Origin of the sequence: Brucella ciceri (assembly GCF_041930145.1) — a bacterium.
In the GTDB taxonomy this organism is placed as follows: Bacteria; Pseudomonadota; Alphaproteobacteria; order Rhizobiales; family Rhizobiaceae; genus Brucella; species Brucella intermedia.
In genome coordinates, this window is the sequence record NZ_JBHEEV010000014.1 from 35,268 (window position 1) to 59,110 (window position 23,843).

Sequence of the window (23,843 nt, forward strand, 5' to 3'; positions counted from 1 at the left end):
AGGAGCTCTCAATGATTTCAAGACGTGGTTTTCTGGCGGGTGCGGCTGCCGTTCCCTTCCTGTCCTATGCGAGCATTTTGCCTGCTATCGGAGCTGGACGTCAGGACATTTTGGTTGTGGCGCAGCAGCTCGACAACATGACCAGTCTTGACCCGCATGAGAGCTTTGAAGCTGTCGGCAGCGAAATCTGCAACAACATGTACCAGCGTCTGGTGCATCCAAGCCTCTCCAATCCGGATCAGGTGGAAGGCGGTGTGGCGGTTTCCTGGGAAGCCGACGGCGAAGGCAAGGTCTTTACGTTCAAGATCGATCCGAACGCAAAGTTTGCGAGCGGTGCCCAGATAACAGCGGAAGATGCTGCCTTCTCGCTGCAACGTGCGATCAAGATGAACAAGGGGCCGGCTTTCATCATCGGCCAGTTCGGCTTCACGCCTGAGAATGCCGAGAAGAGTATCGTCGCAACCGATCCATCGACATTGACTTTGACGGTCGAGCAGCCGACATCGCTGCCATTCCTGCTATACTGCCTCTCGGCAAGCGTTGCCAGCATTGTGGAAAAGAAAACTGTTCTGGAGAACGCCTCCGGGGATGACCTTGGCAATGGTTGGCTTCAAAAGAACAGCGCGGGTTCTGGTGAATGGGTCCTCGTTTCCTGGAAGCCGAGCGAAAGCATCATTCTGAACGTTAATCCGCATGGCGCCTACAAGGGCAATGTGAAGCGCATCCTTTTGCGACACGTTGCGGACCCGTCCTCGCAGCTTCTGATGCTTCAGAAGGGTGATGTCGATATTGCGCGTAATCTCACCACTGAACAGCTTCGTATTCTGGACGGTGATGAAAACTACAATCTGGTGCGCAAGGGCGTTGGCGGCTTGATGCTGATGTCGCTCAATCAGAGCGTGGAAGCTCTCGCCAAGCCGAAGGTCTGGGAAGCGATCAAGTGGGCTGTGGATTACGAGGGCATTCAGAAGAACATCGTGCCGCTGAACTACAAGGTGCATCAAACGCTTGTTCCTGAAGGCTTTCCGGCAGCCTTGAATGAAAATCCATTCAAGAAGGATATTGCCAAGGCAAAGGCTCTTCTCGCGGAAGCAGGTGTTCCAGATGGCTTTTCCATCAAGATGGATCACTATTCGGCGCAGCCTAGCCCGGATATCGCACAGGCAATTCAGGCGAGCCTTGCCGAAATCGGGATCAAGGTGGAGTTGCTGGCTGCCGAAAATCGTCAGGTTCTGACGAAGATGCGGGCTCGTGAACACCAGATGGCGTTGACCGTATGGGGCTCTGACTATTTCGACCCGAATACCAATGTCGACGTCTTCTGCAACAATCCGGACAATTCCGATGATGCGAAAACCAAGCCTTTTGCCTGGCGCTCGCATTTCCAGAACGAAGATTTCGCCAAGAAGTCTTTGGCCGCGCGTGATGAACAGGACCCGGCCAAGCGCGTGAAGATGTATGAAGATCTGCAGCGCGAATTCATGAACAACAGCCCGTTCATCATCATGATGCAGAAGTTCGAGACGGCTGCCTGCCGCAAGGACGTTACCGGGATGCGTCTCGGCGTGCTGTCCGATTCCCATTCCTATGCAGGGATCGCCAAGGCGTGAAGAAAAGCCTCAAGAACCTGACCGGAATCCTGAGCAGCGTGTTGATCACGCTGTTCGGGCTTATGGTTATCACATTCATGATCGGCCGCGTCATGCCGGTCGATCCAGTTATTGCTGCCGTGGGCGACAACGCGCCCGAAGCCGTTATCCAGCGCGTACGCGCGGAGATGGGGCTCGATCAGCCGCTTGTGGTTCAGTTTGTACATTATATCGGGCAGGTCCTGCACGGTGATTTTGGCAACTCCATTCTGACCCGCAATCCGGTAGCTCAGGATATCGCACGCTATTTCCCGGCAACGCTGGAACTGGCAACGGCCGCCTTGATTGTTGCTGCACTGATCGGAATTCCGCTGGGCGTATGGGCAGCGGTGCGGCAAGGGTCTTTCGTTGACCAGACGATCCGCGTCATCTGTCTTGCGGGACACTCGGTTCCCGTTTTCATGCTGGCGCTGATTTCACTTCTGGTTTTCTATGCGACGCTCGATCTCGCACCGGGACCGGGGCGCCAGGACATCATCTACGAGGGCATGATTCCGCATGTAACGGGCCTGCTCACGATCGACACGCTCATCGAGGGCGACTGGGACGCATTCTGGGATGCTGTCCGTCACATGATTCAGCCCGTCCTGATCCTAGCATATTTCAGCATGGCGTACATCACACGCATGACCCGTGCCTTCATGCTTGACGCGCTCAAGGGCGAGTTTGTGATTACGGCCCGAGCAAAAGGCCTGTCGCTGACATCTGTGATCTGGAAACATGCTTTCCCGACCGTTGCAGTACAGCTTGTGACCGTTCTGGCGCTTACCTATGCTGGTTTGCTCGAGGGCGCCGTCGTTACTGAAACTGTCTTCAGCTGGCCGGGCCTTGGGCAGTATCTCACGGTCTCATTGATGAATGCCGATATGAACCCGGTTGTAGGGGCTACACTGCTGATCGGTGTTATCTATGTCGGGCTCAATCTGCTCGCCGATATCCTCTATAAAGTTCTGGACCCCCGTGTGCGATGATTTTTGCCAATTTTCATAACTGGGCGCTTGATGACTCGCCCACCTCCCGCTCTCAGGCGAACTGGGGGAGGCGCTATCGTATCTGGGTAAATCTTCGGGCCAATCCGCTCGCAATGATTGGTCTTTTCATCATCGTCGCTTTCGTTGCTTTGTCGCTGGCTGCGCCATTGCTGGCGCCCTATGATCCAAGTGTGCAGGACCTCGGCAACAGACTGTCCGCTCCGACTGCGGAACACTGGTTCGGCACCGATGAACTGGGCCGCGATATTCTTTCGCGCATTCTCTACGGTGGCCGCGTAACCCTTGGAATGGTTATCGCCGTCGTCATTCTTGTCGCGCCGATCGGACTGTTCATCGGCTGCATCGCCGGTTACTTCGGTGGCATGGTTGACACGGCACTGATGCGCGTTACGGATGTTTTCCTTGCCTTTCCGCGACTGATCCTTGCGCTGGCCTTTGTAGCGGCCTTGAAGCCAGGCGTCGAAAGCGCGGTGCTTGCGATTGCATTGACCGCGTGGCCGCCCTATGCGCGTCTGGCGCGTGCGGAAACCATGACCCTGCGCAAAAGCGATTTTATCGCCGCAGCCAAGTTGACTGGTGCTTTGCCTTTCCGCATCATTCTGCGCCATATCATGCCGCTCTGCGTGCCGAGTGTCATCGTGCGTATCACGCTTGATATGAGTTCGATCATCATCACCGCCGCAAGTCTTGGCTTCCTCGGGATGGGCGCACAGCCGCCATCGCCCGAATGGGGTGCGATGATAGCGACCGCCAAGCGCTTTATTTTCGAACAATGGTGGGTTGCCACTATCCCCGGCATTGCGATCTTCCTTGTATCGCTCGCCTTCAATTTCCTCGGCGACGGTCTGCGCGACGTGCTCGATCCGAAGCAAAATTGAGAGAACAGATGCTGGTTGATATCAAAAATCTGCAAATCAGCTTTGAAACGCGCACCAGCCGTTTCGATGCCGTGCGCGGGGTTTCCCTTCAGCTCGGTCGCGAAAAACTGGGTATCGTTGGCGAAAGTGGTTCAGGCAAGTCGCTGACCGCACGAGCCCTGATGAAACTCCTGCCGCCAATCGCTGATGTGAAGGCTGACAAGCTTTCGTTCGACGGTATCGACATTCTGTCGGCTACCGAACGCGGGATGCGTCAGATACGCGGCAAGCGGGCTGGTTTCATTCTGCAGGACCCCAAATATTCGCTTAATCCGGTCAAGACCATAGGCGTGCAGGTGGCTGAGGCGTGGCGCACCCATAAAGGTGGCAGCAAGCGTCAGGCAATGGATGCGGCGGTTGATCTGCTCGATCAGGTCATGATCCGCAATCCGCGTGAAGTGGCAAAGCTTTACCCGCACGAGGTTTCGGGCGGCATGGGCCAGCGCGTCATGATCGCTATGATGCTGGCGCCCGATCCCGAGCTGCTTATTGCCGACGAACCCACATCCGCGCTCGATGCTACCGTACAGGCGGAAATTCTTCGCCTGATCGACGATCTGGTTTCCAAACGGGGAATGGGGCTTCTTCTCATCAGTCACGATCTCCCGCTCGTGTCGCATTTCTGTGACCGGGTAATGGTCATGTATATGGGCCGTGTCATGGAGGAATTGAAAGCCTCGGAACTGGTGCGCGCCGAGCACCCCTATACCAAGGGGCTTCTCAATTGCATTCCGTCTCTGATGCATCCTCGCGATCGATTGCCGGTTCTCAATCGTGAAGAAAGCTGACTGAACTCATGATAGATATTGATCAACTCCGCATCAGCTTCAACGATCGCGAAGTCGTCAAGGGTGTGTCCTTTCGTGTGGAGAAGGGCGGAAGTTTTGGCATCGTAGGCGAAAGCGGTTCGGGCAAGTCCACCATTCTGCGCGCCATGGCCGGCCTCAACGAACAATGGAGCGGCCGCATCGCGTTCGACGGCAAGGACGTAGCCCCGAAGCGGGCGCCCGCCTTCTTCCGTCAGGTGCAGATGGTGTTTCAGGATCCATTTGGATCGCTGCATCCGCGCCAGACAATCGACCGCATTCTGAGCGAGCTTCTGCTGGTCCACGGTATCGGCAATATCGACAAGCGGATTGAAAAGGTCCTCGATGAAGTCGCATTGCCTAAAGCCGCGCGGTTTCGTTTTCCGCATCAGCTTTCGGGCGGTCAGCGACAGCGCGTGGCGATAGCGCGTGCTTTGATTGCCGAACCGGAAGTACTTCTGCTGGACGAGCCAACTTCGGCGCTTGATGTTTCGGTGCAGGCTGAAATTCTCAATCTGCTCGCCGACCTGCGTGCGGAAAAGAATCTCACTTATGTGCTTGTGAGCCACAATCTCGCGGTAATCGCGCATCTGTGTCCAAATGTCGGAGTGATGCAACACGGCGAGATGGTAGAGCAGCTCGGCGCCGAGGATTTGCGCGCCGGCAGAACGACACATCCGCATACCACAGAACTGCGCGCTTTGAGCGTCAATCTGGAAGAACCTGCCTGACGGAGTTTTCATGTCAACGCATGCTGACTGGAACGCGGCTTCTCTTGCCGCGAAAGTCTTTTCGCGAAGCTGGGCCAAGGATGAGCCGGGCGGTGTCATCATCGGCTTTGGCCCTGATGGGGTAAAGTTTGCTTATGCAAGCGGGCTTGAAAGCCTGTCTACCGGTGTTCCATTTACGGCAAATACAGTCGTTCGCTACGCATCAGTCACGAAACATGCATTTTGTGCAATGGTTCTCAAACATGGCGATGTCATTGGCCTGGAGGACCGGCTAGGTGATCATCTGCCGGAATTGCAAAGCCCACTTGCCGATGTCACCGTCGGACGTGCACTCGACATGACTGGCGGGCTCCCCGATACACGCGAATGCCTGACGCTTCTCGGACTATCTGTCTATACGGAAACGGAAGCCGGTCAGCTTCTGGATTATCTGGCTTCCCTCAAACGTCTCAATTTCGATGCCGGCTCAGAGATTTCCTATTCCAACACCGGTTACCGGCTGGTGGAAGCCGCCCTTGAACGAAAGGGATTCCGTTTCAATGATTTTGTGAAATCGGACATTGCGCAACAACTCGGCATTTTCATGGAAGCGCCGGATGTCTGGAATGACCCGGTTGCCGGTCTCGTGCCCGGTTATTGGAAATCTGGTGAAAAGTGGCAGCTTAGCTCCGCTGGCCTGCATATTTCAGCTTCCGGCAGCCTGACGGGCAGCGGGATGGCGCTGACGAAATGGGCGCAGGCGCTCGTTAACGGCGAGGGGCCGTTCAAAGGCCTGTTGGATAGGCTGTCGGCAGACCGTCGTCTTTCTGATGGGCGCGTCACAGGGTATGGCCTCGGGCTGCGCAGGAACGACGTGGACGGAAAGCGTTTTGTCGGACATGGCGGTTCGCATCCCGGCTATAAGAGCTATTTTCTGCTCGACCCAACAGCAAAAACCGGAATGATCGTGGTTTCGAACCGCGAAGATGCCAATACGTATAAGATGGCGCGGGACTGCATGGCCGCTCTCAACGGTTTGTCGTTGCCTGAGACGAACTGCACCATCCCGGACGGGCTTTACGTGGCGGATAGCGGACCGTTCTGGTTGGAAATGCGCAACGGTATAGCCAATTGGCTCGATTCCGAAGACACGCTTTACGATATCGGCGGTGGCTGGTTCTCATCCCTGTCACCGTCCTCACCGGTTCGGCTTCGCTGGACGGGTACGGAATTGGAAGGGGAAATCGGCTATGTGTCCCGCCGATTGAAGCCGGTCAAAGTGGAGCCGCTCGGCCACGAACTCGACGGACACTGGCAGGCGCCATCCTATGGTGCCAGTTTCGATATCAAGGACGGCCACCTCATCATGGGTATAGGTCCTACGCGTCGGGCCATGCCATTGGAAGACCTGGGCCAGGGACGGGCCCTGTTCACGCTGCATGATGGCCCGTGGACCAAGCGTGTCTGTCTGCACAAGCTTCAGGACGATCGCATCGAACTGGTCCTGAGCCGCGCTCGGATGATTGAGTACGTCCGTTAATCTGGACATCAAAGGTTATGGATGCGGCGGAAGGGCGACCTTACCGCCGCATCTTGCATTATGGTAGGTTGTGACGCTTGATTCCGGAAATATGAGGTAACGTGATGCTGGAACGGATGATCGATCAGGGCGCAGGACGGGAACCTGCCGACATCGTGCTGAAAGGCGGCCGTTTCTTCGATCTCGTGACTGGCGAGCTTGTCGAAAGTGATATTGCCATCTGTGGGGACCGGATTGTCGGAACATTCGGCAACTACCAAGGCAAGCAGGAAATCGATATTTCCGGACGGATCGTCGTGCCGGGATTTATCGATACTCATCTTCACATCGAATCCTCGCACGTTACGCCGCATGAGTTTGATCGTTGCGTGCTGCCGCAAGGGGTGACGACCGCCATCTGCGATCCGCACGAGATCGCCAACGTGCTCGGTGCAGAGGGTATCAAGTTCTTTCTTGATAGCTCCATGGAAACCATCATGGATATCCGTGTGCAGCTTTCGAGCTGTGTACCGGCGACCCATATGGAAACGTCTGGCGCCGAGCTTCTGATCGACGATCTGTTACCTTTTGCGGACCATCCCAAGGTGATCGGGCTTGCGGAGTTCATGAATTTTCCGGGCGTTCTGGCGAAAGACCCTGAATGCATGGCGAAGCTGAGAGCTTTTCAGGGGCGGCATATCGATGGCCACGCGCCGCTTCTGCGCGGCTTTGATCTGAACGGCTATATTTCTGCGGGCATTCGCACCGAACACGAGGCCACAAGTGCGGAAGAAGCGCTCGAAAAGATGCGCAAAGGCATGCATGTGCTTGTGCGCGAAGGGTCCGTTTCCAAGGACCTGAAAGCGCTCATGCCGATCATTACGGAGCGCCATGCGCAGTTTCTGGCGCTGTGCACGGATGACCGTAACCCGCTGGATATCGCCGATCAGGGCCATCTTGATTACCTCATTCGGACCGCGATTGCAGGCGGCGTCGAGCCGATTGCCATTTACCGAGCTGCAAGCGTTTCCGCAGCGAGGGCCTTCGGCCTTTTTGACCGCGGTCTGGTTGCCCCGGGGCAACGGGCTGATATGGTCGTGGTGGATAGCCTCGAAGGCTGCCACGCTGAAATCGTCCTGTCAGCGGGCAGGGTGGTTTCGGAAGATTTGTTTGCCGCGCGCAAGGCCGTCGCACCTGTGGGGCGCAACAGCGTCAAGGCGCCGAAAGTCAGCGCATCGAGTTTCCGCTCGCATTCGAACAGCGGCAAGACCCGCGCAATCGGGATTATTCCGGGCAAGATCATAACGGAAAGCCTGAAATTCGACCTCAAGGTCGGCCCGAAGGGTGTCGAGCCGGATTTCGAAAAGGATGTGGTCAAGATCGCCGTTGTCGAACGGCACGGTAAAAATGGAAATATCGCGACCGGTTTTGTGCACGGCTTCGGCTTGAAATCGGGGGCAATCGCGTCAACGGTCAGCCATGACAGCCATAATATCTGTGTGGTAGGCACATCCGACGAAGACATTGCTGCGGCCGCGAACCGATTGGGCGAAATTGAAGGCGGTTTTGTCGTCGTGCGCGATGGCAAGGTGTTGGCTGAAATGCCTTTGCCCATTGCTGGTTTGATGAGCGCCGAGCCGTATGAAACAGTCCGCGACCAGCTTCGCGTTCTGCGTCACGCAGCCGAAGAACTAGGGTCGGTCCTCGAAGAGCCATTTCTGCAACTGGCCTTCATCGCCCTGCCTGTGATCCCTCATCTTAAGATTACCGACCGGGGCCTCGTGGACGTCGACAAGTTCGAGTTTGTTGGCAACTGATCAGTGCAAGCCGCCCACACCCAATAGTTCCTCAACAGTCTGCTGATTGTCTGCAAGTTCTGTCGACGTGCCAGACCATGCGATGCGCCCGCGTTCCAGTATGATGACATGATCGGCAAAATCGAGCGCGCTCTGGATGCGCTGTTCGACGAGCAGGATCGTCATGTCGCCTTTCTGGGCTAATGCCGAGAAAGCAGCCATTAGTTCTTCGCAGATGACGGGAGCAAGCCCTTCCAATGGTTCGTCGAGCAGCAGTACTGTCGGCTGGCCAAGAATGCTGCGCGCGGTCGAGAGCATCTGCTGCTCGCCACCGGAAAGCTGTGATCCGAGATTGCGGCGTCGTTCCTTCAGGCGCGGAAACATTGCATAGGCTTCTTCAAGCGCGTCTTTCGGTCGGCTTTTAAGGCCAACGAAAAGGTTTTCTTCAACTGTGAGGGTGGGGAAGACATCACGGGTCTGCGGCACGTAGCCGAGACCGGCAATTGCGCGAGCTGCCGAAGGAAGCGTGGCGATATTCTTCCCGTCCAACAGAATTTCGCCGCCATAACGGCGTGTTTGCCCTGCTATGGTAGCAAAGAGGCTGGTCTTGCCGACACCATTGCGGCCAAGAACGGCAAGCCGCGACCCCGGATCGGCTTTGAAGGATACATCTTCGATCACGCGTGTGGGGCCGTAACCGGATGAAAGATTGCGAATTTCAAGCGCGGCTGCACTCATTGCGCATAGCTCCCCAGATAGGCTTCGCGGACACGGGCGTCCTGCACGACATCTTCAGGCAGCCCGTCAAAGATTACCGTTCCTGCGGCCAGAACGACGACGCGCTTTGCAAAGCGGAAAACGAGATCCATATCGTGCTCGATCATGAGAACCGCCAGATCGGGGGGTAATCGGGCAAGTGCTTCCTCGATGCGGCCCGTATCGCTTTGTGGAACTCCTGCGGCAGGTTCATCAAGCAGCAGCACCTTGGGACGAAGAGCCAAAGCAAGGGCAATTTCCAGAAGACGCTGCTGGCCATATGCGATCTCGTTCGCCCGCAATTGGGCGAGAGACAGAAGGCCGAGCGTATCGAGAATGTCGCGCACTTCATCCATCACTTCGGGCATTTTGCGATAGTTGCCGAGAATGCGTCCTGTCATGCCTTCTCGTTGCAGGATCGCAAGCGCGACGTGTTCTTCAGGGGTCATGTCGAAGAAGAGGCGGGTAACCTGAAATGAGCGCACAAGCCCACGCCGAACGCGCTGCATGGCGTTAAGCCTGGAGACATTTTCGCCGCCCAGTGTCACCGTGCCGGAGGTGGCCGGAAGATTGCCCGTAACAAGATTGACGAACGTGGTCTTGCCTGCCCCGTTGGGACCTATAAGCGCAACGCGATCGCCTTTCGCCATGCTGATCGAAACATCGTTGGTGACCGCCAGCCCGCCGAAATTCTTGCGCAGTTTTGTTACTTCAAACACGGTGCTCATTTGCGATGCGCCTTCTTTTCAAAGTAATAGGCGACCGTGCCGTAGAGGCCACGCGGCGCAAACAGCACGACAGCAATCAGCAGGGCACCGACCATCGTAAGCCAGTGGAAAGGATTTGCGGCAGAGACGAGGTCTTCGAACCACATGAAGACTACCGTGCCGATCAGCCCGCCGAACAGCGATCCCGTGCCGCCGAGAACCAGCATCACCAAGGCCTCTGCCGACAGGGTGAAGCTGAGACTGTCGAGCCCGACGACCTGCGTCGATATGGCGTTCAGCGCGCCGCCAACGCCGGCAACGGCACCGGAGATAACGTACATGCGAAGCTGGACTGACTGAACCGAAGCCCCCATCGCGTGAATGCGGATTGGGTCTTCTTTCACGCCCCGGCAAAGCATGCCGAAAGGCGAGCGCACGACAAACCGCAAGAAGATGAAAGAAATCAGCAGCAGGACTACAGCGTAAATGTAGACCGTGTGTCCGTAGAGATCGAACTCGAATATGCCGAGAATTGGATCGGGCGCAATGCCACTCAGTCCATCGCTACCGCCGGTCCAGCTTGATGCCTTATTAGCCGCTTCGTGAAAAAGATGGATCACGGCAATCGATAGGACGAGTTGCGCGAGGCCGTGGGCACGCAGAATGACGGCTCCGGAAACAAGTCCGGTGATCGCGCCAGCTATCAGGCCGATGAGTGTCATCAGGAGCGGGTCGGTAATTCCGAAATGTGCGGCGGCGATGCCGGCGCCATAGGCTCCCGCGCCAAATAGGGCAGCGTGACCAAGTGTTGCGATGCCGCAATAGCCGGTCACCAGATCGAGGGACAATACGAGCAAGGCAATTGCGATGATGCGTGTCAGCAGCGCCAGATTATCGGGAAACAGAAACCAGCCGATGACACTGGCCAGGATTATGGCTGTGATGCCGAGGAAACCCGCGCGAGAATGACGGCGTTGGTTGAGGCTTTGCGTCACGTCGGTCATTTTCTGGCCAACCTTCCTGCAAGGCCGCGGGGGAATAGGGTCACAATGACGATCACCGCCAGATAAAAGAAGAACTCGCCATATTCCGGTGCCAGATAACGGCCGGTAGTATCGATTGCGCCGAGTAGGAGGCAAGCGATCAGCGCACCGGGTATGGAGCCTGCACCACCGACCGAAACAACCACCAGAAAAGTCACCATGTAGCGGAGTGCGTAATAGGGCTCAACAGGCAGAAGTTCGGCGCCAACAACGCCGCCGAGAGCTGCAAGCCCAATGGCAAGCGCAAAGCTGACGGCATAAACGATTTCAGTTCGCACACCGAGGGCTGCCGTCATATTGGCATTGTCGACAGCGGCACGCAGTTTCACGCCGAAGGCGGTGCGTTCGATGATGTACCAAAGGCCAAGAGCTACTACCAGGCCGCAACCGATCGCAAAGACACGGTGTTTCGCGATAGCCCGAAATCCGAGATCGACCGATCCACGCAGCGCTTCCGGCAAGGGGATGGTCTTCAGCGTCGGCCCGAATATGTAATTCGTCAGTCCTATGATGCAGAAAGTGATGCCGATGGTCATCAGAACCTGGGTCAGCTCGGGCGCTCCGTAAATGCGCCGATAGAGCAGCCGTTCCACCGGAACTGCGATGAGCATCGTACCAGCGACGGCAATAATGATCGCAAAGCCGTAATTGAGGCCGAGTTGCTGGGCGGCATAGGATGCGAAATAGCCGCCGATCATCGCAAATGCTCCATGAGCCAGATTGACGACCCGCATCAAGCCCATGGTAACCGAGAGGCCGATGGAAATGACGAAAAGCACCATGCCGTAAGCAAGGGCATCGACAGCAATGCTGAGCACAGTCTGCATTGAATGATCCTGTTGGAACGTATCCCGAGATGCGCAAGACATTGTTCGGGATACGCGGTAAAACAAGCAGTTACGGACCGGAGCGAACGCGTTTCACGCCTCTCCAGGCAATGCGCGGCAGTAGTTCGACCGCCGAGCTATTGAGCTTTCAGTCCGGGGTCTCCCTGCTTCTCGAAAGTCTGGATTTCCTTGTTGTAGAAAGTCCCGTCATCAGCCTTGGCTACTTCACGCAGATAGATATTCTGCGTCATGTGGCGGCTTTCTGGATCGATGGATACTGGGCCGCGCGGGCTGATCCATTCCATGCCTTTGACTGCTTCGACCGCTTTCTCGGCATCTTTTTCGCCGCCGGTCGCTTCGATCATCTTGTATATGACATGCATGCCGTCATACGCGCCAACCGAAGGGAAGGAAAGTTCGACAGGATTGCCAACAGCTTTCCGGGCTTCCTCTACGAACTTCTTGTTCTCCGGCGAGTCATGGGAAACCGCATAGTGGAACGTCGTCAGCACGCCGAGAGCATTCTCGCCCAACGCCGGAAGATCGGATTCCTGGGTCAGATCACCCGGAGCGAAAAGCTGGATGCCCGAGCCCTTTAAGCCGTTATCGACATAGGACTTCATGAAACCGAGCGTCGTTGGCCCTGACGGCAGGAACGCGAACACGCCTTGAGCGCCGGAATCCTTGATGCGCTGCATGATCGGGCTGAAGTCGTTCGTTGCAAGTGGCATACGAATGGCTTCGACCACTTCTCCACCAGCTTCGGTGAACGCTGCCTTGAATGCATTTTCAGCATCCACTCCTGGTCCATAATCGCTCACAACCGAGATAACTTTCTTCACACCCTTGTCGAGTGCGACCTTCGCGATCGGGGTTGACGTTTGCCACGTGGTGAAGGACGTGCGCACCACATAGGGGCTTTTGGTTACGATGGAAGACGTGGCGGCATTCATGACCACCATCGGCACATTGCCTTGTTTGAGAATGGGTGTAACCGCCATGGCGTCAGGAGTGAAGTAAAAGCCAGCGAGATATTGTACGCCTTCCTTGACCACGAGTTCCTGCGCAAGTGCCTTGGACTGCGCCGGGTCTGCCTGCGGCACGTCGCGATAAACGATCTCGACAGTGTCATCGCCGATCTTGTTACCATGCTCGGCCATATAGGCGTCGATGCCAGCTTTGAAGTTCTTGCCCTGAAGGGCAAATGGCCCTGAAAATGGACCGATGACACCGACCTTCACCACGTCCGCATAAGCTGCCGACGTCGCAAGTGAAAAGACCGCGAGCGCGGTTATTGCGATTTTCTTCATGTTCTCCTCCCTATCGCCCACCATTCCTGCCCGTGACCGTCTCGTCGCAACAGGGAATGTCCTGATTTCAGCATGCCTATCTAAATGGTCATGTAAAATGAAAAATTACTTATAATCGATACCCGGATGGTTATGTGTCTGGCGCTTGTTCGGTGCCGATCCGGACAATCTTGTCGATCAGCGCCGATGCAATGTTAAGAGCACTGCCGGTTGACGCAACGATCTGCGGCAGGACCATCCATTCGACCATCCAGGCTGCGCCTGAGCGTTCCTGTTCGTGCACCATCGCCTGATGGAGCCCTCCCATTTGGGCTGCATTGAAGCGGGCAAGGCTAATCAATATCTCCGCTCCCACGGGATTTTGCTTGTGCGGCATAGCCGACGATCCGCCGCCACCTGTCAGGGAAAGTTCCTCACCCATTTCGGCCATGAGTGCGATGTCCTGTCCGAACTTTCCCAGAGTACCCGTGACAAGCGAAAGCAGATTACCAAATTCAACGATGAATGCGCGTTGGCTGTGCCATTGCAGACTATCGTGCAGTTCGAGCTTTTCGGCTAGCAGCGCCCGCAGGGCTGGTGCTTGCGTGCCGAATTTTTCAAGCGTTCCTGCTGCGCCTCCGAACTGCACGGGAAAGGAGATGGCGTTCAACTTCGTGCCGTAACTGCAGAGAGGGTTTTTCCAGCTCGAGATGCGGTCCGATACGGTTATGGGAAGAGCAGCCTGCATACGTGTATAGCCGGTGAGCGCATTCGTTCCGAACGTCACCTCAAGCCATTCATAGCGTTGAACCAGTTGTTGAATTCTTCCATAGAGGATTGTGCTTGTACGCTTCAGCCGCAAAACAAGACTCGTATCGATGACATCCTGGCTCGTCGCACCATAATGAACATACTCTCCGTAATCTTTCCCCACAGCCAGTTTTAGCTCTTTCACGAGCGAGGGAATAACCACACCATCGCGGGCCGTGGCCTTTGCCAGACTGGAGAGGCTGGGTTCGAACGTCTCTATCGTTTGCGCGATTGCAAGTCCTGCCTCGGTTGGTATCAGGCCAAGATCGGCTTGAGCCTCGGTCAGTGCCGCTTCGTAGCGCAACATTTCAGCAATATCGGCTGCTGCCGTGAACAGGCTCAATATCTCTTCGTCATCGCCGAAGAGCTGCGCCAGAAATGGGTGTTCGAAGACCGAGATACTCATGCGTCAAATATCGAAAAAGATGGTTTCTTTTTCGCCCTGCAAGTGAATATCGAAATGATAGACGCTACCTTCGCGTCGACCGATGAGAGTTTGCACCCGGCTGCGGTGTTCGATGCGAACAAGGATGGGATCCTCTGCATTGGCATCGGCTTCGTCGGAAAAATACATCCGTGTCTGCAAGCCGAGATTGATGCCACGAGCCACGATCCACAAGGTGACGTGCGGCGCCATGAGGCGACCATCCTTGAAAGGAACGCGCCCCGGCTTGATCGTCTCGAAAGTGAATTCGCCTGTGTCCATATGGCTCGGACACCGGCCCCAGCCACGAAAGCCGATGTCGGCCTTGCCGCCGGTTTCCGAAGGGCTGTTATAGAGGCCGCGCGCATCAGCCTGCCATATTTCCACAAGCGCATCGCGAAGCGGTGCACCCATTCCGTCAATGACATGACCTTTGATGGTGATGCGTTCGCCCGTGGTTTCCTCACCGTAGAGAGGGCCAGACCCGAGGTCCTGCTGGAAGACGCCGTCGATTCCGACAAAGTTGGGGGTCAATCCGATATGGACATAAGGGCCTGCGGTTTGTGAGGCGGTTTCTTTCAGATACGTGAGAGGTTGCGCCATATCAGTTGCCCTCCGGGCGATTTTCGAAGAGGGTTGAACGACGACCGCGTAACACGATGTCGAACTTGTAAGCGAGCATATCCATCGGCAAACTGGCGTTCATATCCAGCGGTGCGACCAACCGTTCGATAGCCGATTTGTCCGGGATGGTTTTGACGATCGGGCATATCCAGATCAATGGATCCCCTTCGAAGTACATTTGAGTGATGAGACGTTGCGCAAAGCCATGCCCGAACACCGAGAAATGAATGTGAGCCGGACGCCAGTCGTTCACGCCATTTGGCCAGGGATATGGACCGGGCTTTATGGTCTTGAACCAGTAATAGCCGTTCTCGTCCGTTATGGTGCGGCCGACACCCCCGAAATTTGGATCGATGGCTGCAAGATAGGTTTCTTTCTTGTGGCGGTAACGTCCGCCGGCGTTGGCCTGCCAGAATTCCAGGAGCGCCCCCGGAACAGGCCTATTGCTTTCGTCGAGAACACGGCCATGCACAAGGATGCGCGGGCCGATCGGCATCTCACCGGGGCGCGCGTAATTCAGGATGAGATCATTATCCAGCTCATGCAGCATGTTGTGCCCGAATACCGGGCCGGCAATTTCGCTTTTGGTGCCTTCGAGCGAAAGCAGCGCGCGGGTAGGTGAGCGAAGCACCGAGGTCTTGTACCACGGCGTGTAGGCCGGTGGATGCATCGACAGATCACGAGCAAAGAATGGAGTTGTCTCTGGCAGACTGTTTTTCATTTTTCGGCCTCCTCCGCATCCATCTGCGCATAAGTCTGCTTGGCGATCTTGAAAGCGTGGTTCGATGCCGGAACTCCCGCATAGATAGCGACATGCATCAATGCTTCGCAGATGTCCTCCCTCGTCGCGCCTGTATTTTTTGTAGCGCGTATATGCATGGCAACCTCGTCGTCTTGCCCGAGTGCGGCAAGAAGCGCAATGGTAACGATCGAACGCTCCCGTTTGGTCCAGCCCGGACGCGACCAGACGGTTCCCCATGCAGCTTCCGTTATAAGCTCCTGAAATGGTGCATCAAGGTCGGTCGCGCTGTTTGAAGCACGATCAACATGCGTATCGCCCAGAACCGAACGGCGCACATTCATGCCGATCTTGTAACGGTCTGACCGCACGGCATTGTCAGCCATGGTTATTCTCCATGCTAGAATCTGTTTGTAATAAAGTTGCGTAACAGCGAGACGTAGGCATCGGGCTGTTCGACGCAGGGGATATGGCCGCAGTCGGCAATCTCTGCAAAATCTGCTTGAGGAACGAGGCCTGCCAATTCGCGCGCAATGGCGGGCGGTGTAGAACCGTCCTGCTCGCCGACCAGACACAATGTCGGCACCGAAATCTTTTTGGCTACTTGCGTTAAGTCGGCATCCCGCAGAGCAGCGCAAGTGGCTGCATAGCCTTCGAGCGGTTGCCGAACGAACATGTTGCAATACGCACGATAGGAAGGATTATCGGGATGCCGATAGGCAGGGGTGAACCAGCGGGGCATTGTCGCGTCGAGAATGCTTGCGAGGCCGTTTTCCCGAATAGCGGCAATACGCGCATCCCACATATCGGCAGTGCCAATCTTGTGGGCAGTGTTGGACAGAACAAGCCCTGTCACCAAATCGGGTCGCGCGGCAACAACGCCTTGCGCAATCAAACCGCCGACAGAAAGCCCGCAGATGATCGCCCGCTTTATCGAGAGCTTGTCTAGCAGTGCGGTGAGATCGGCGGCGAGCAGTTCGATTGTGTAAGGAGTGTTTCCGATGTCCGAAAGACCGTGGCCGCGCTTATCATAGACGAGAACTGATACGTCGTTGCCCAGGCGTAAACGAACTTCATCCCATATGCGCAGATCGGTTCCCAGCGAATTAATGAAAACCAGAACGGGCTTTTCGGCTGCTGCCCGTTGAAAGTCGTAATGGATGACGACGTCGTTTACGGATGCGAATTGCACGGCTTTCTCCTCTTGCATCGCACTGTCATGCTTTCAACTGGTTAAGTAAAATGATATTGTTGGCCGAAATCATAACTATAAGGTTATAGATAGGTGATTGGAAACCGGATCAAGTTTCGCCATCTGCATACGTTTGTTGAGGTTGCGCGACAGAAAAGCGTGGTCAAGGCTTCGGAAGTCTTGAGTATCAGTCAACCGGCCGTGACCAAGACAATGCGTGAACTGGAGGAAATTCTGGGCGTTCCGGTGGTGGAGCGCGATGGTCGCGGGATAAGGATAACGCGGTTCGGTGAAGTGTTTCTTCGTCACGCGGGAACAGCTCTGACGGCTCTCAGGCAGGGACTGGATTCCGTATCACAGGAACTGGACGGATCGGGGCCGCCTATTCGCATTGGCGCATTGCCGACAGTTTCAACACGGATCATGCCGAAAGCAATGAGCCTGTTTCTTGCGGAGAGAACATCCAGCCAGGTCAAAATCGTGACGGGCGAAAATGCTGTTCTTCTGGAGCAGTTGCGGATTGGCGATCTCGATCTGGTCGTCGGGCGCCTTGCAGCACCTGAAAAGATGACCGGGTTTTCCTTCGAGCATCTTTACTCGGAGCAGGTCCGGTTTCTTGTGAGGGCGGGGCATCCTCTGGCAACTGGACACGCGGTTTTCGAAAGGCTGGCCGATTATCCGGTTTTAATGCCGACACGCAACTCGATCATTCGTCCTTTTGTGGACCGGCTGTTGATTACAAATGGGATCGGAACACTGCCTGTTCAGATAGAAACTGTATCCGATGCTTTCGGGCGCGCATTTGTCCGCGAGAGCGATGCGGTGTGGATTATATCAGAGGGCGTTGCGGCCAGGGACGTCTCAGAGGGCAAGCTGGTTGCGTTGCCCATTGATACAAGCGAGACAACGGGCCCTGTAGGGCTCACGATGCGGACCGATATGGCGCAGACCGCCGCGATGCAGATTCTGATCCAGACATTGCGTGAAGCTGCCGGCCTGAAGCCATAGAACCGCGGTCGACTACCTTGATGAGGTGGCCGACCGCGCGAGATGCGACAAGTTCCGATTGGAACTTATCGCCGGGGGTTCAATGAATACTGTTGGGGCCTCTGTACCAAACCCTTGGTATGTCTCGACAATATCAATTGCAGTTCAATCGTCGGCTTTCAGAACGGTAATCCGACATAGTTTTCGGCAAGTGCGGTCGAAGCAGCGTGGGAAGTGCAGAAGTAGTCAAGTTCCGCTTCCTGTACTTTTTCATCGAATGGCGCCATGTCCGGGAAGCGGTGCAACAGTTTTGTCATCGACCATGAAAAGCGCTCGGCCTTCCAGATGCGGGCGAGGGCTTTGCCGGAATAGGCGTTAATACCGGCTTCGGACCTGTCGAGGTAAAAGTCCCTCAGTCCCTCGTAAAGATAATGCACATCGCTTGCGGCGAGGTTCAGTCCTTTGGCGCCGGTCGGAGGAACAATGTGCGCGGCGTCGCCAACAAGAAACAGCCGTCCGAAGCGCATTGGTTCGACCACGAAGGAGCGCAGGGGCGCAATGGATTTCTCGAAAGACGGTCCAGTCACCATGGCTTCTGCATGATGTGCTGGAAGACGCCTACGCAATTCATCGTAAAAGCGCTGGTCGCTCCAGCCTTCGATTGTCTCGTCCAACGAGCATTGAATATAGTAACGGCTGCGGGTGAGGGACCGCATGGAGCACAGGGCAAAGCCCCGTTTGTGGTTCGCATAGATCAGTTCGTGCGCGACGGGTGGAATATCGGCCAGTATTCCAAGCCAGCCGAAAGGATAGATCTTTTCGAAAATATTGATTGCCTTTTCCGGCACGGATTTGCGGCTCACGCCGTGAAACCCGTCACATCCGGCGATGAAATCGCAATCAATACGATGCGTTCTACCCTCTTTCTCGAATGTGACATATGGCGATGACGTATCGAAATCGTGCGGGGTCACGTCGGCCGCTTCGTAAATGCTGGCAGCGTTTGACTTCTGCCGTTCATCCATGAGGTCGTGCGTCATCTCGGTCTGGCCGTAGACCGTGACCCGTTTGCCGGTCATTTCATGCAGATCGATACGATGATCCCGCCCGTCGAAAGCGAGCGAGAAGCCATCATGCAGCAGACCTTCAGCATGCAGGCGCGCAGATGCGCCAGCCTCATCCATCAGCTTGACGGTGCCTTCTTCCAATACGCCTGCACGCACGCGGCCCAAAATATAATCCGCGCTGACGCGATCCAGCACGATATTGTCTATCCCGGCTTTCGTCAGAAGCTGCCCAAGGAGCAGACCCGAAGGGCCTGATCCGATGATTGCGACCTGAGTTCGCATATAGTCCTCCCAATGCAGTCTTCCTTATTCTTGGGGGAACCTTCAGGCTGACAATGGATAATTCCGGCAATTTATTGTACAAATCGAACATTATCGGAGGACAAGATGTCGGAAAATTTTGTTCCAACATACGAGCTTTACGGAGAGGACAACGAGCAGAGGCCGGATTTCTGGCTGCACTGCGAAACGCTTTTTTCGCGATCGAGTTTGCACAATTTCGAGATTTCACTGCATCGTCACGTGAGTTTCTTTCAGCTTCTGTATATTGAAAGCGGTTCGGGGCAGGTAAATTTTGACGGCGCCATCCGCCCATTTCAGACACCATGTGCGATTTTGGTGCCTCCCGGTTTCAATCATGGGTTTGCATTTTCAAAAGATATAGTGGGCCACATCGTGACGATTCTGAGCCCGCATATGCCGTTTGTGGGAGGGGGGACAGCGGGAGTGATGGCAGAGTGGCTGACGCAGCCGCAACTCATATCCATGAAAGACGCAGGCGAAGATAATCTCGGATTACTTTCCTCTCTTCTGAGCCAAGTGCAAGAAGAGTTTCATGCAAGAAAATCATATAAAAACAGCATGCTGGAGTCTCTTGTTCAAGTTGCATTCATTTACATTTTAAGGCATGCATATTCTTCAAACCCGGCGAAGCGTCAAGAAAGCCGGGTATATATGCCCGCTCGTATTGAAAGGCTGTTGGAGCTGATCGATCGCTATTACCGAGATCACAAGCCGGTTTCATTTTATGCGAAATTGCTGGGAGTTTCACCGACGCATCTCAATCGGACGGTGAAGCAGCTAACTGGAGGAACGACACAAGATTTGGTTGCAAACAAGCTGATGGATACGGCCAAGCGCGATTTGATAGCCATGCCATCCTCCGTACAGCATATCGCCTACAGCCTCGGATTTTCAGATCCGGCTTATTTTTCGCGCTTCTTTCTGAAAATGACAGGTGAAACACCACGTGCGTTTCGCTTGAGGGAGCGGGAGCGTCTCGCCGCTCAAGACCTATCACTGTAAGGTTTAATTGGATTTTTCATCCTCGACAGTTCATCTCAGCAAACTGCGAAGGTCCGACTGGACTTGCAACATGGCGGGTAGGAAGCGTTCGACCAGCCCCCCTGTTTCGACGTGAGCCGCCGGCGCCCCGATATTGATTGCTGCAACTACGGTGCCTCTGTGATTGAAGACTGGAACTGCGATTGAACGCAGCCCGAGCTCCAGTTCCTGATCGTTGATTGCATAACCTTGATCACGAATTACGGAGATTTCCGCCATCAATTGGTCAATTGCCACCTTCGTAAATGGCGTCAGCGCTTTCCGTTCGGTGCGCTCAAGAATCGTAAGTGCTTCGGGTTCGTGAAGCGAGGCTAGGAGCACGCGCCCCATCGAGGCACAGTAGGCCGGAAGCCTGCTTCCAGCCATCAGGTTAATGGACATGACACGCATCTGCGAGGCGCGGGCGATGTACACGATTTCTGTTCCGTCCAGAACGGACGCGGACGCACTTTCGCCGACTGTGTCGGACAACCGGTCCAGATGCGGCTGGATGATCGTCGGCAAGGGTGTCGAAGAAAGATAAGCGTGTCCGAGCCGAAGAATTTTCGGCAGAAGCATGAAAAACTTGCCGTCGTATTCGGCATAGCCGAGCGCAGCGAGGGTCAGCAAACACCGCCGTGCTGTCGCGCGGTCGAGTCCGGTAATCTTTGAAACGTCCGCTATCGAAAGACGTGGCTGATTTTCGCCGAACGCTTCGATAACTTTCAATCCTTTGGCAAAGCCTCCGATGAAGTCAGTTTCGCGCATGAAGCCTCCTGAAAGCGACAATCTATTTTGTGCGATATGTGAACAAATGTCAAATAACGCACAAATGTTTTGACCCGTCGTTGATGCGGGGGCTAATTTCATCGTGTTTGAGGCTGGAAACGCTCGGCGTGAAATCGCGCGTTCCAGTATGGAGGCGAAATGGACAAGACAATCGGAAGTTTGGCGGACGCAGTCGCCGGAATAGGTGATGGCGCGAGTGTCATGATCGGGGGATTTGGTGGCGCGGGCGCGCCAATCGAACTCATTCATGCCCTGATCGACAAGGGGCCGAAGAATCTGACTGTGATCAATAACAATGCTGGCAATAGCGGCATTGGCATTGCAGCCATGATCGACGCCGGGATGGTTCGGAAGATGATCTGTTCTTTCCCGCGCTCATCCGATCCGCGCGCCTTCACAGATAAATATATAGCTGGCGACATTGAACTGGAACTCGTGCCGCAAGGAACGCTTGCCGAGCGCATTCGTGCAGGTGGCGCCGGTATCCCGGCATTCTACACCCCGACCGCCTACGGCACGGAGTTGGCGGAAGGCAAGATTATAGCTGAATTTGACGGGCGACCCTATGTGCAGGAGCGCTGGTTGAAGGCTGATTTCGCGCTCATCAAGGCTCATCTTGGCGATAGGCACGGCAATCTGACCTATCGTATGGCGGCGCGCAATTTCAATCCGCTCATGTGCATGGCTGCAGCGAGAACCATTGTGCAGGTGTCGGAAATTGTTCAGCTCGGCGGCATTGAACCGGAAAATGTCATCACGCCGGGCATCTTCGTTGACAGTGTCGTTGAAGTTGCAAATCCGAAGCAGGAAGAAGAACTCATTCGCGCGGGAGTGACCTACGCATGATGATCGATATTCATGACGACATCAAATTATCCAATGCGCAGATCGCCTGGCGTGCCGCACAGGATATCCAGGACGGTGCCTATGTAAATCTCGGTATCGGCTTTCCAGAAATGGTCGCCCGTTATCAACCGGAAGGCCGCGAAGCGATTTTCCATACGGAAAACGGCATTCTGGATTTCGGCGAAGCCCCTCCGGAGGGCGAGGAAGATTGGGATCTGATCAATGCTGGCAAGAAGGCGGTCACGCTGAAGCCCGGCGCGGCTTTCTTCCACCACGCCGACAGCTTCGCAATGGTGCGCGGCGGCCATCTCGACGTGGCAATTCTTGGTGCATATCAGGTTGCCCAGAACGGCGATCTCGCTAACTGGCGAGTAGGGGCCAAGGGTGTGCCGGCGGTCGGTGGTGCAATGGATCTTGTGCACGGCGCGAAACAGGTCGTGGTGATTACCGAGCATGTGACGAAGAAGGGCGAACCGAAGCTCGTCGAAAAGTGCACTTTCCCGCTAACCGGTGTTGCATGTATCACGCGTGTCTATACCAGCCATGCGGTGATCGATATCGACAAGGGGCGTTTTGTGCTGCGTGAAAAGTTGGCTTCCATGACATTGGAAGACCTTCAGGCCATGACCGGTGCGAAACTCCACGTGGACGGCCCGGTTGCCGATCTCGTTGTCCCGGAACTGTGAGGCCATACCATGAGTGAAGCATATATCTGCGATTATATCCGCACGCCAATCGGTCGCTACGGGGGCGCGCTTTCATCGATTCGTGCCGACGATCTTGGTGCGGTCCCACTGAGAGCACTTATGGAGCGTAATGGCTCTGTCGATTGGGAAGCCGTCGATGACGTCATTTTCGGCTCAGCCAATCAGGCCGGGGAAGACAACCGCAATGTCGCGCGTATGTCACTTCTGCTGGCGGGATTGCCAGTTGGGGTGTCAGGAACCACGATCAATCGTCTCTGCGGGTCAGGGATGGATGCTGTCATAACGGCCGCACGCGCAATCAAAGCCGGCGAAGCAGAACTTGTCATCTCCGGAGGCGTGGAAAGCATGAGCCGCGCGCCTTTCGTCATGCCGAAAGCCGACAGCGCATTTTCACGCAAGGCGGAAATCTTCGATACGACCATCGGCTGGCGGTTCGTCAATCCTTTGATGAAGAAGCAGTACGGTGTGGATTCCATGCCGGAGACGGGCGAGAACGTAGCGGAAGATTTCAATGTTTCGAGGCAGGATCAGGACATATTTGCGCTTCGCAGTCAGGAAAAGGCGGCAGTTGCGCAAGAGAATGGACGCCTTGCCAGGGAAATCGTGCCCGTCACAATACCGCGGCGCAAAGGTGAGCCGATCATTGTGGACAGGGACGAACACCCCCGTGTGACGAGCCTGGAAGCATTGGCAAAGCTGGGCACGCCCTTCCGCGAGGGCGGCACTGTGACGGCAGGCAACGCTTCAGGTGTAAATGACGGAGCTGCAGCGCTCATCATCGCGTCAGAGGAGGCCATTAAAAAATATGGCCTCACGCCCATAGCGCGCATTGTTGGTGGTGCTACGGCAGGTGTTCCTCCCCGCATCATGGGTATTGGTCCTGCTCCGGCGACAAGGAGGCTCTGCGCGCGTACCGGTATCGCGACTGATGCCTTCGACGTCATCGAACTGAACGAGGCATTTGCATCGCAGGGCCTGGCAGTGTTGCGCGATCTCGGAATCTCCGACGACGACGAGCGTGTCAACCCGAACGGCGGCGCGATTGCTCTTGGACATCCACTCGGTATGTCCGGTGCGCGCATTGCAGGCACGGCGGCGCTCGAACTTTCGCTCAATCGCGGCAGGTATGCTCTCGCAACAATGTGCATAGGTGTCGGGCAGGGGATCGCCCTTGCGCTTGAACGCGTTTGAAGCGCGCGCGAATGAGAAATCCGGACGTTTCGCCCGGATTCTCCACCTCGTGAAAACGGGATAATACTTTTGCATTGTCGGGCGACTACAATATTGCCCGCGACTAACGATCAAGCTAGCATGGCCCATTACA

General features: G+C 55.5%; 24 protein-coding genes. 12 read left to right on the forward strand and 12 right to left on the reverse strand.

Annotated elements, in window-relative coordinates:
- Positions 1–11: 11 nt before the first annotated feature.
- The 7 genes from JNC63_RS20030 to ade all read left to right on the forward strand — a co-directional run bounded on the left by JNC63_RS20030 (position 12) and on the right by ade (position 8,410).
- Positions 12–1,610, forward strand: coding sequence for an ABC transporter substrate-binding protein (locus tag JNC63_RS20030; RefSeq protein WP_006468994.1), 1,599 nt, complete (start codon positions 12–14; stop codon positions 1,608–1,610).
- Positions 1,607–2,620, forward strand: coding sequence for an ABC transporter permease (locus JNC63_RS20035; RefSeq protein ID WP_021587262.1), 1,014 nt, complete (start codon positions 1,607–1,609; stop codon positions 2,618–2,620). Before JNC63_RS20030 ends, JNC63_RS20035 begins: the two co-directional genes overlap by 4 nt.
- Positions 2,617–3,519, forward strand: coding sequence for a nickel transporter permease (gene nikC, locus JNC63_RS20040; RefSeq protein WP_006468992.1), 903 nt, complete (start codon positions 2,617–2,619; stop codon positions 3,517–3,519). Before JNC63_RS20035 ends, nikC begins: the two co-directional genes overlap by 4 nt.
- Positions 3,520–3,527: 8 nt before the next feature.
- Entirely contained in the window at positions 3,528–4,346 is an 819-nt protein-coding gene (locus tag JNC63_RS20045; RefSeq protein ID WP_374846709.1) for an ABC transporter ATP-binding protein, read from the forward strand.
- A gap of 8 nt (positions 4,347–4,354) precedes the next feature.
- Positions 4,355–5,095, forward strand: a complete 741-nt coding sequence (locus tag JNC63_RS20050; protein WP_021587261.1) for an ABC transporter ATP-binding protein — start codon at positions 4,355–4,357, stop codon at positions 5,093–5,095.
- Between the two features lie 10 nt (positions 5,096–5,105).
- Complete coding sequence (locus JNC63_RS20055) at positions 5,106–6,614, forward strand: serine hydrolase domain-containing protein (RefSeq protein WP_374846710.1); 1,509 nt, start codon at positions 5,106–5,108, stop codon at positions 6,612–6,614.
- A 104-nt stretch (positions 6,615–6,718) separates the two neighbouring features.
- Complete coding sequence (gene ade / locus JNC63_RS20060) at positions 6,719–8,410, forward strand: adenine deaminase (RefSeq protein ID WP_063621067.1); 1,692 nt, start codon at positions 6,719–6,721, stop codon at positions 8,408–8,410.
- Here ade and JNC63_RS20065 read toward each other — a convergent pair whose 3' ends face one another.
- The 10 genes from JNC63_RS20065 to pcaD all read right to left on the reverse strand — a co-directional run bounded on the left by JNC63_RS20065 (position 8,411) and on the right by pcaD (position 16,800).
- The gene (locus JNC63_RS20065) at positions 8,411–9,127 is read right to left on the reverse strand and encodes an ABC transporter ATP-binding protein (RefSeq protein ID WP_006468987.1); all 717 of its coding nucleotides are present in this window, start codon (positions 9,125–9,127) and stop codon (positions 8,411–8,413) included.
- Positions 9,124–9,873, reverse strand: coding sequence for an ABC transporter ATP-binding protein (locus JNC63_RS20070; RefSeq protein ID WP_006468986.1), 750 nt, complete (start codon positions 9,871–9,873; stop codon positions 9,124–9,126). The genes JNC63_RS20065 and JNC63_RS20070 overlap by 4 nt, the downstream gene beginning before the upstream one ends.
- Positions 9,870–10,856, reverse strand: coding sequence for a branched-chain amino acid ABC transporter permease (locus tag JNC63_RS20075; protein ID WP_006468985.1), 987 nt, complete (start codon positions 10,854–10,856; stop codon positions 9,870–9,872). The genes JNC63_RS20070 and JNC63_RS20075 overlap by 4 nt, the downstream gene beginning before the upstream one ends.
- Positions 10,853–11,722: a branched-chain amino acid ABC transporter permease gene (locus JNC63_RS20080; protein ID WP_006471315.1), complete on the reverse strand. Its 870-nt coding sequence runs from the start codon at positions 11,720–11,722 to the stop codon at positions 10,853–10,855. Before JNC63_RS20080 ends, JNC63_RS20075 begins: the two co-directional genes overlap by 4 nt.
- A gap of 137 nt (positions 11,723–11,859) precedes the next feature.
- A complete protein-coding gene (locus tag JNC63_RS20085) occupies positions 11,860–13,032 on the reverse strand; it encodes an ABC transporter substrate-binding protein (protein WP_021587259.1) in 1,173 nt (390 codons plus the stop codon).
- A gap of 130 nt (positions 13,033–13,162) precedes the next feature.
- Positions 13,163–14,227 (reverse strand): 3-carboxy-cis,cis-muconate cycloisomerase, encoded by a 1,065-nt coding sequence (locus tag JNC63_RS20090; RefSeq protein ID WP_006468982.1) that lies wholly within the window; start codon positions 14,225–14,227, stop codon positions 13,163–13,165.
- Positions 14,228–14,230: 3 nt separating this feature from the next.
- Complete coding sequence (gene pcaG / locus JNC63_RS20095; RefSeq protein WP_006468981.1) at positions 14,231–14,848, reverse strand: protocatechuate 3,4-dioxygenase subunit alpha; 618 nt, start codon at positions 14,846–14,848, stop codon at positions 14,231–14,233.
- Between the two features lies 1 nt (position 14,849).
- Complete coding sequence (pcaH, locus tag JNC63_RS20100) at positions 14,850–15,590, reverse strand: protocatechuate 3,4-dioxygenase subunit beta (protein ID WP_006468980.1); 741 nt, start codon at positions 15,588–15,590, stop codon at positions 14,850–14,852.
- Entirely contained in the window at positions 15,587–15,994 is a 408-nt protein-coding gene (pcaC, locus tag JNC63_RS20105) for a 4-carboxymuconolactone decarboxylase (RefSeq protein WP_006468979.1), read from the reverse strand. Before pcaC ends, pcaH begins: the two co-directional genes overlap by 4 nt.
- Before the next feature lie 14 nt (positions 15,995–16,008).
- The gene (gene pcaD, locus JNC63_RS20110; RefSeq protein WP_006471313.1) at positions 16,009–16,800 is read right to left on the reverse strand and encodes a 3-oxoadipate enol-lactonase; all 792 of its coding nucleotides are present in this window, start codon (positions 16,798–16,800) and stop codon (positions 16,009–16,011) included.
- A 93-nt stretch (positions 16,801–16,893) separates the two neighbouring features.
- Here pcaD and pcaQ point away from each other — a divergent pair, with 93 nt between their 5' ends.
- Positions 16,894–17,808, forward strand: coding sequence for a pca operon transcription factor PcaQ (gene pcaQ, locus JNC63_RS20115; RefSeq protein WP_006468977.1), 915 nt, complete (start codon positions 16,894–16,896; stop codon positions 17,806–17,808).
- 158 nt (positions 17,809–17,966) lie between these two features.
- Here pcaQ and pobA read toward each other — a convergent pair whose 3' ends face one another.
- The gene (gene pobA / locus JNC63_RS20120; protein WP_006468976.1) at positions 17,967–19,136 is read right to left on the reverse strand and encodes a 4-hydroxybenzoate 3-monooxygenase; all 1,170 of its coding nucleotides are present in this window, start codon (positions 19,134–19,136) and stop codon (positions 17,967–17,969) included.
- A 105-nt stretch (positions 19,137–19,241) separates the two neighbouring features.
- Between pobA and JNC63_RS20125 the strand changes: the two genes are divergently transcribed.
- Complete coding sequence (locus JNC63_RS20125) at positions 19,242–20,159, forward strand: helix-turn-helix domain-containing protein (RefSeq protein ID WP_006468975.1); 918 nt, start codon at positions 19,242–19,244, stop codon at positions 20,157–20,159.
- Positions 20,160–20,189: 30 nt separating this feature from the next.
- Here the strand turns inward: JNC63_RS20125 and JNC63_RS20130 are convergent, their stop codons facing one another.
- A complete protein-coding gene (locus JNC63_RS20130) occupies positions 20,190–20,945 on the reverse strand; it encodes an IclR family transcriptional regulator (RefSeq protein ID WP_006471311.1) in 756 nt (251 codons plus the stop codon).
- 159 nt (positions 20,946–21,104) lie between these two features.
- On the opposite strand from JNC63_RS20130, the gene JNC63_RS20135 reads away from it, so the two are divergent.
- The 3 genes from JNC63_RS20135 to pcaF are packed head-to-tail and all read left to right on the forward strand — an operon-like array spanning position 21,105 to position 23,710.
- A complete protein-coding gene (locus tag JNC63_RS20135) occupies positions 21,105–21,812 on the forward strand; it encodes a 3-oxoacid CoA-transferase subunit A (RefSeq protein ID WP_063621066.1) in 708 nt (235 codons plus the stop codon).
- Positions 21,809–22,498, forward strand: a complete 690-nt coding sequence (locus JNC63_RS20140; RefSeq protein ID WP_006468972.1) for a CoA transferase subunit B — start codon at positions 21,809–21,811, stop codon at positions 22,496–22,498. The genes JNC63_RS20135 and JNC63_RS20140 overlap by 4 nt, the downstream gene beginning before the upstream one ends.
- Positions 22,499–22,507: 9 nt before the next feature.
- Complete coding sequence (pcaF, locus tag JNC63_RS20145; protein WP_374846714.1) at positions 22,508–23,710, forward strand: 3-oxoadipyl-CoA thiolase; 1,203 nt, start codon at positions 22,508–22,510, stop codon at positions 23,708–23,710.
- Positions 23,711–23,843 lie beyond the last annotated feature (133 nt).

Bases quoted from the DNA above. Each gene is read 5' to 3' on its own strand.
- JNC63_RS20070 (WP_006468986.1), bottom strand. From the start codon at position 9,873: ATGAGCACCGTGTTTGAAGTAACAAAACTGCGCAAGAATTTCGGCGGG.
- pcaG (WP_006468981.1), bottom strand. From the start codon at position 14,848: ATGGCGCAACCTCTCACGTATCTGAAAGAAACCGCCTCACAAACCGCA.
- JNC63_RS20135 (WP_063621066.1), top strand. From the start codon at position 21,105: ATGGACAAGACAATCGGAAGTTTGGCGGACGCAGTCGCCGGAATAGGT.
- JNC63_RS20090 (WP_006468982.1), bottom strand. From the start codon at position 14,227: ATGAGTATCTCGGTCTTCGAACACCCATTTCTGGCGCAGCTCTTCGGC.
- JNC63_RS20125 (WP_006468975.1), top strand. From the start codon at position 19,242: ATGTCGGAAAATTTTGTTCCAACATACGAGCTTTACGGAGAGGACAAC.
- JNC63_RS20045 (WP_374846709.1), top strand. From the start codon at position 3,528: ATGCTGGTTGATATCAAAAATCTGCAAATCAGCTTTGAAACGCGCACC.
- JNC63_RS20065 (WP_006468987.1), bottom strand. From the start codon at position 9,127: ATGAGTGCAGCCGCGCTTGAAATTCGCAATCTTTCATCCGGTTACGGC.
- pcaF (WP_374846714.1), top strand. From the start codon at position 22,508: ATGAGTGAAGCATATATCTGCGATTATATCCGCACGCCAATCGGTCGC.
- JNC63_RS20130 (WP_006471311.1), bottom strand. From the start codon at position 20,945: ATGCGCGAAACTGACTTCATCGGAGGCTTTGCCAAAGGATTGAAAGTT.
- nikC (WP_006468992.1), top strand. From the start codon at position 2,617: ATGATTTTTGCCAATTTTCATAACTGGGCGCTTGATGACTCGCCCACC.
- JNC63_RS20050 (WP_021587261.1), top strand. From the start codon at position 4,355: ATGATAGATATTGATCAACTCCGCATCAGCTTCAACGATCGCGAAGTC.
- pcaH (WP_006468980.1), bottom strand. From the start codon at position 15,590: ATGAAAAACAGTCTGCCAGAGACAACTCCATTCTTTGCTCGTGATCTG.
- JNC63_RS20085 (WP_021587259.1), bottom strand. From the start codon at position 13,032: ATGAAGAAAATCGCAATAACCGCGCTCGCGGTCTTTTCACTTGCGACG.
- ade (WP_063621067.1), top strand. From the start codon at position 6,719: ATGCTGGAACGGATGATCGATCAGGGCGCAGGACGGGAACCTGCCGAC.
- JNC63_RS20055 (WP_374846710.1), top strand. From the start codon at position 5,106: ATGTCAACGCATGCTGACTGGAACGCGGCTTCTCTTGCCGCGAAAGTC.
- JNC63_RS20075 (WP_006468985.1), bottom strand. From the start codon at position 10,856: ATGACCGACGTGACGCAAAGCCTCAACCAACGCCGTCATTCTCGCGCG.
- JNC63_RS20080 (WP_006471315.1), bottom strand. From the start codon at position 11,722: ATGCAGACTGTGCTCAGCATTGCTGTCGATGCCCTTGCTTACGGCATG.
- pcaC (WP_006468979.1), bottom strand. From the start codon at position 15,994: ATGGCTGACAATGCCGTGCGGTCAGACCGTTACAAGATCGGCATGAAT.
- pobA (WP_006468976.1), bottom strand. From the start codon at position 19,136: ATGCGAACTCAGGTCGCAATCATCGGATCAGGCCCTTCGGGTCTGCTC.
- JNC63_RS20030 (WP_006468994.1), top strand. From the start codon at position 12: ATGATTTCAAGACGTGGTTTTCTGGCGGGTGCGGCTGCCGTTCCCTTC.
- JNC63_RS20140 (WP_006468972.1), top strand. From the start codon at position 21,809: ATGATGATCGATATTCATGACGACATCAAATTATCCAATGCGCAGATC.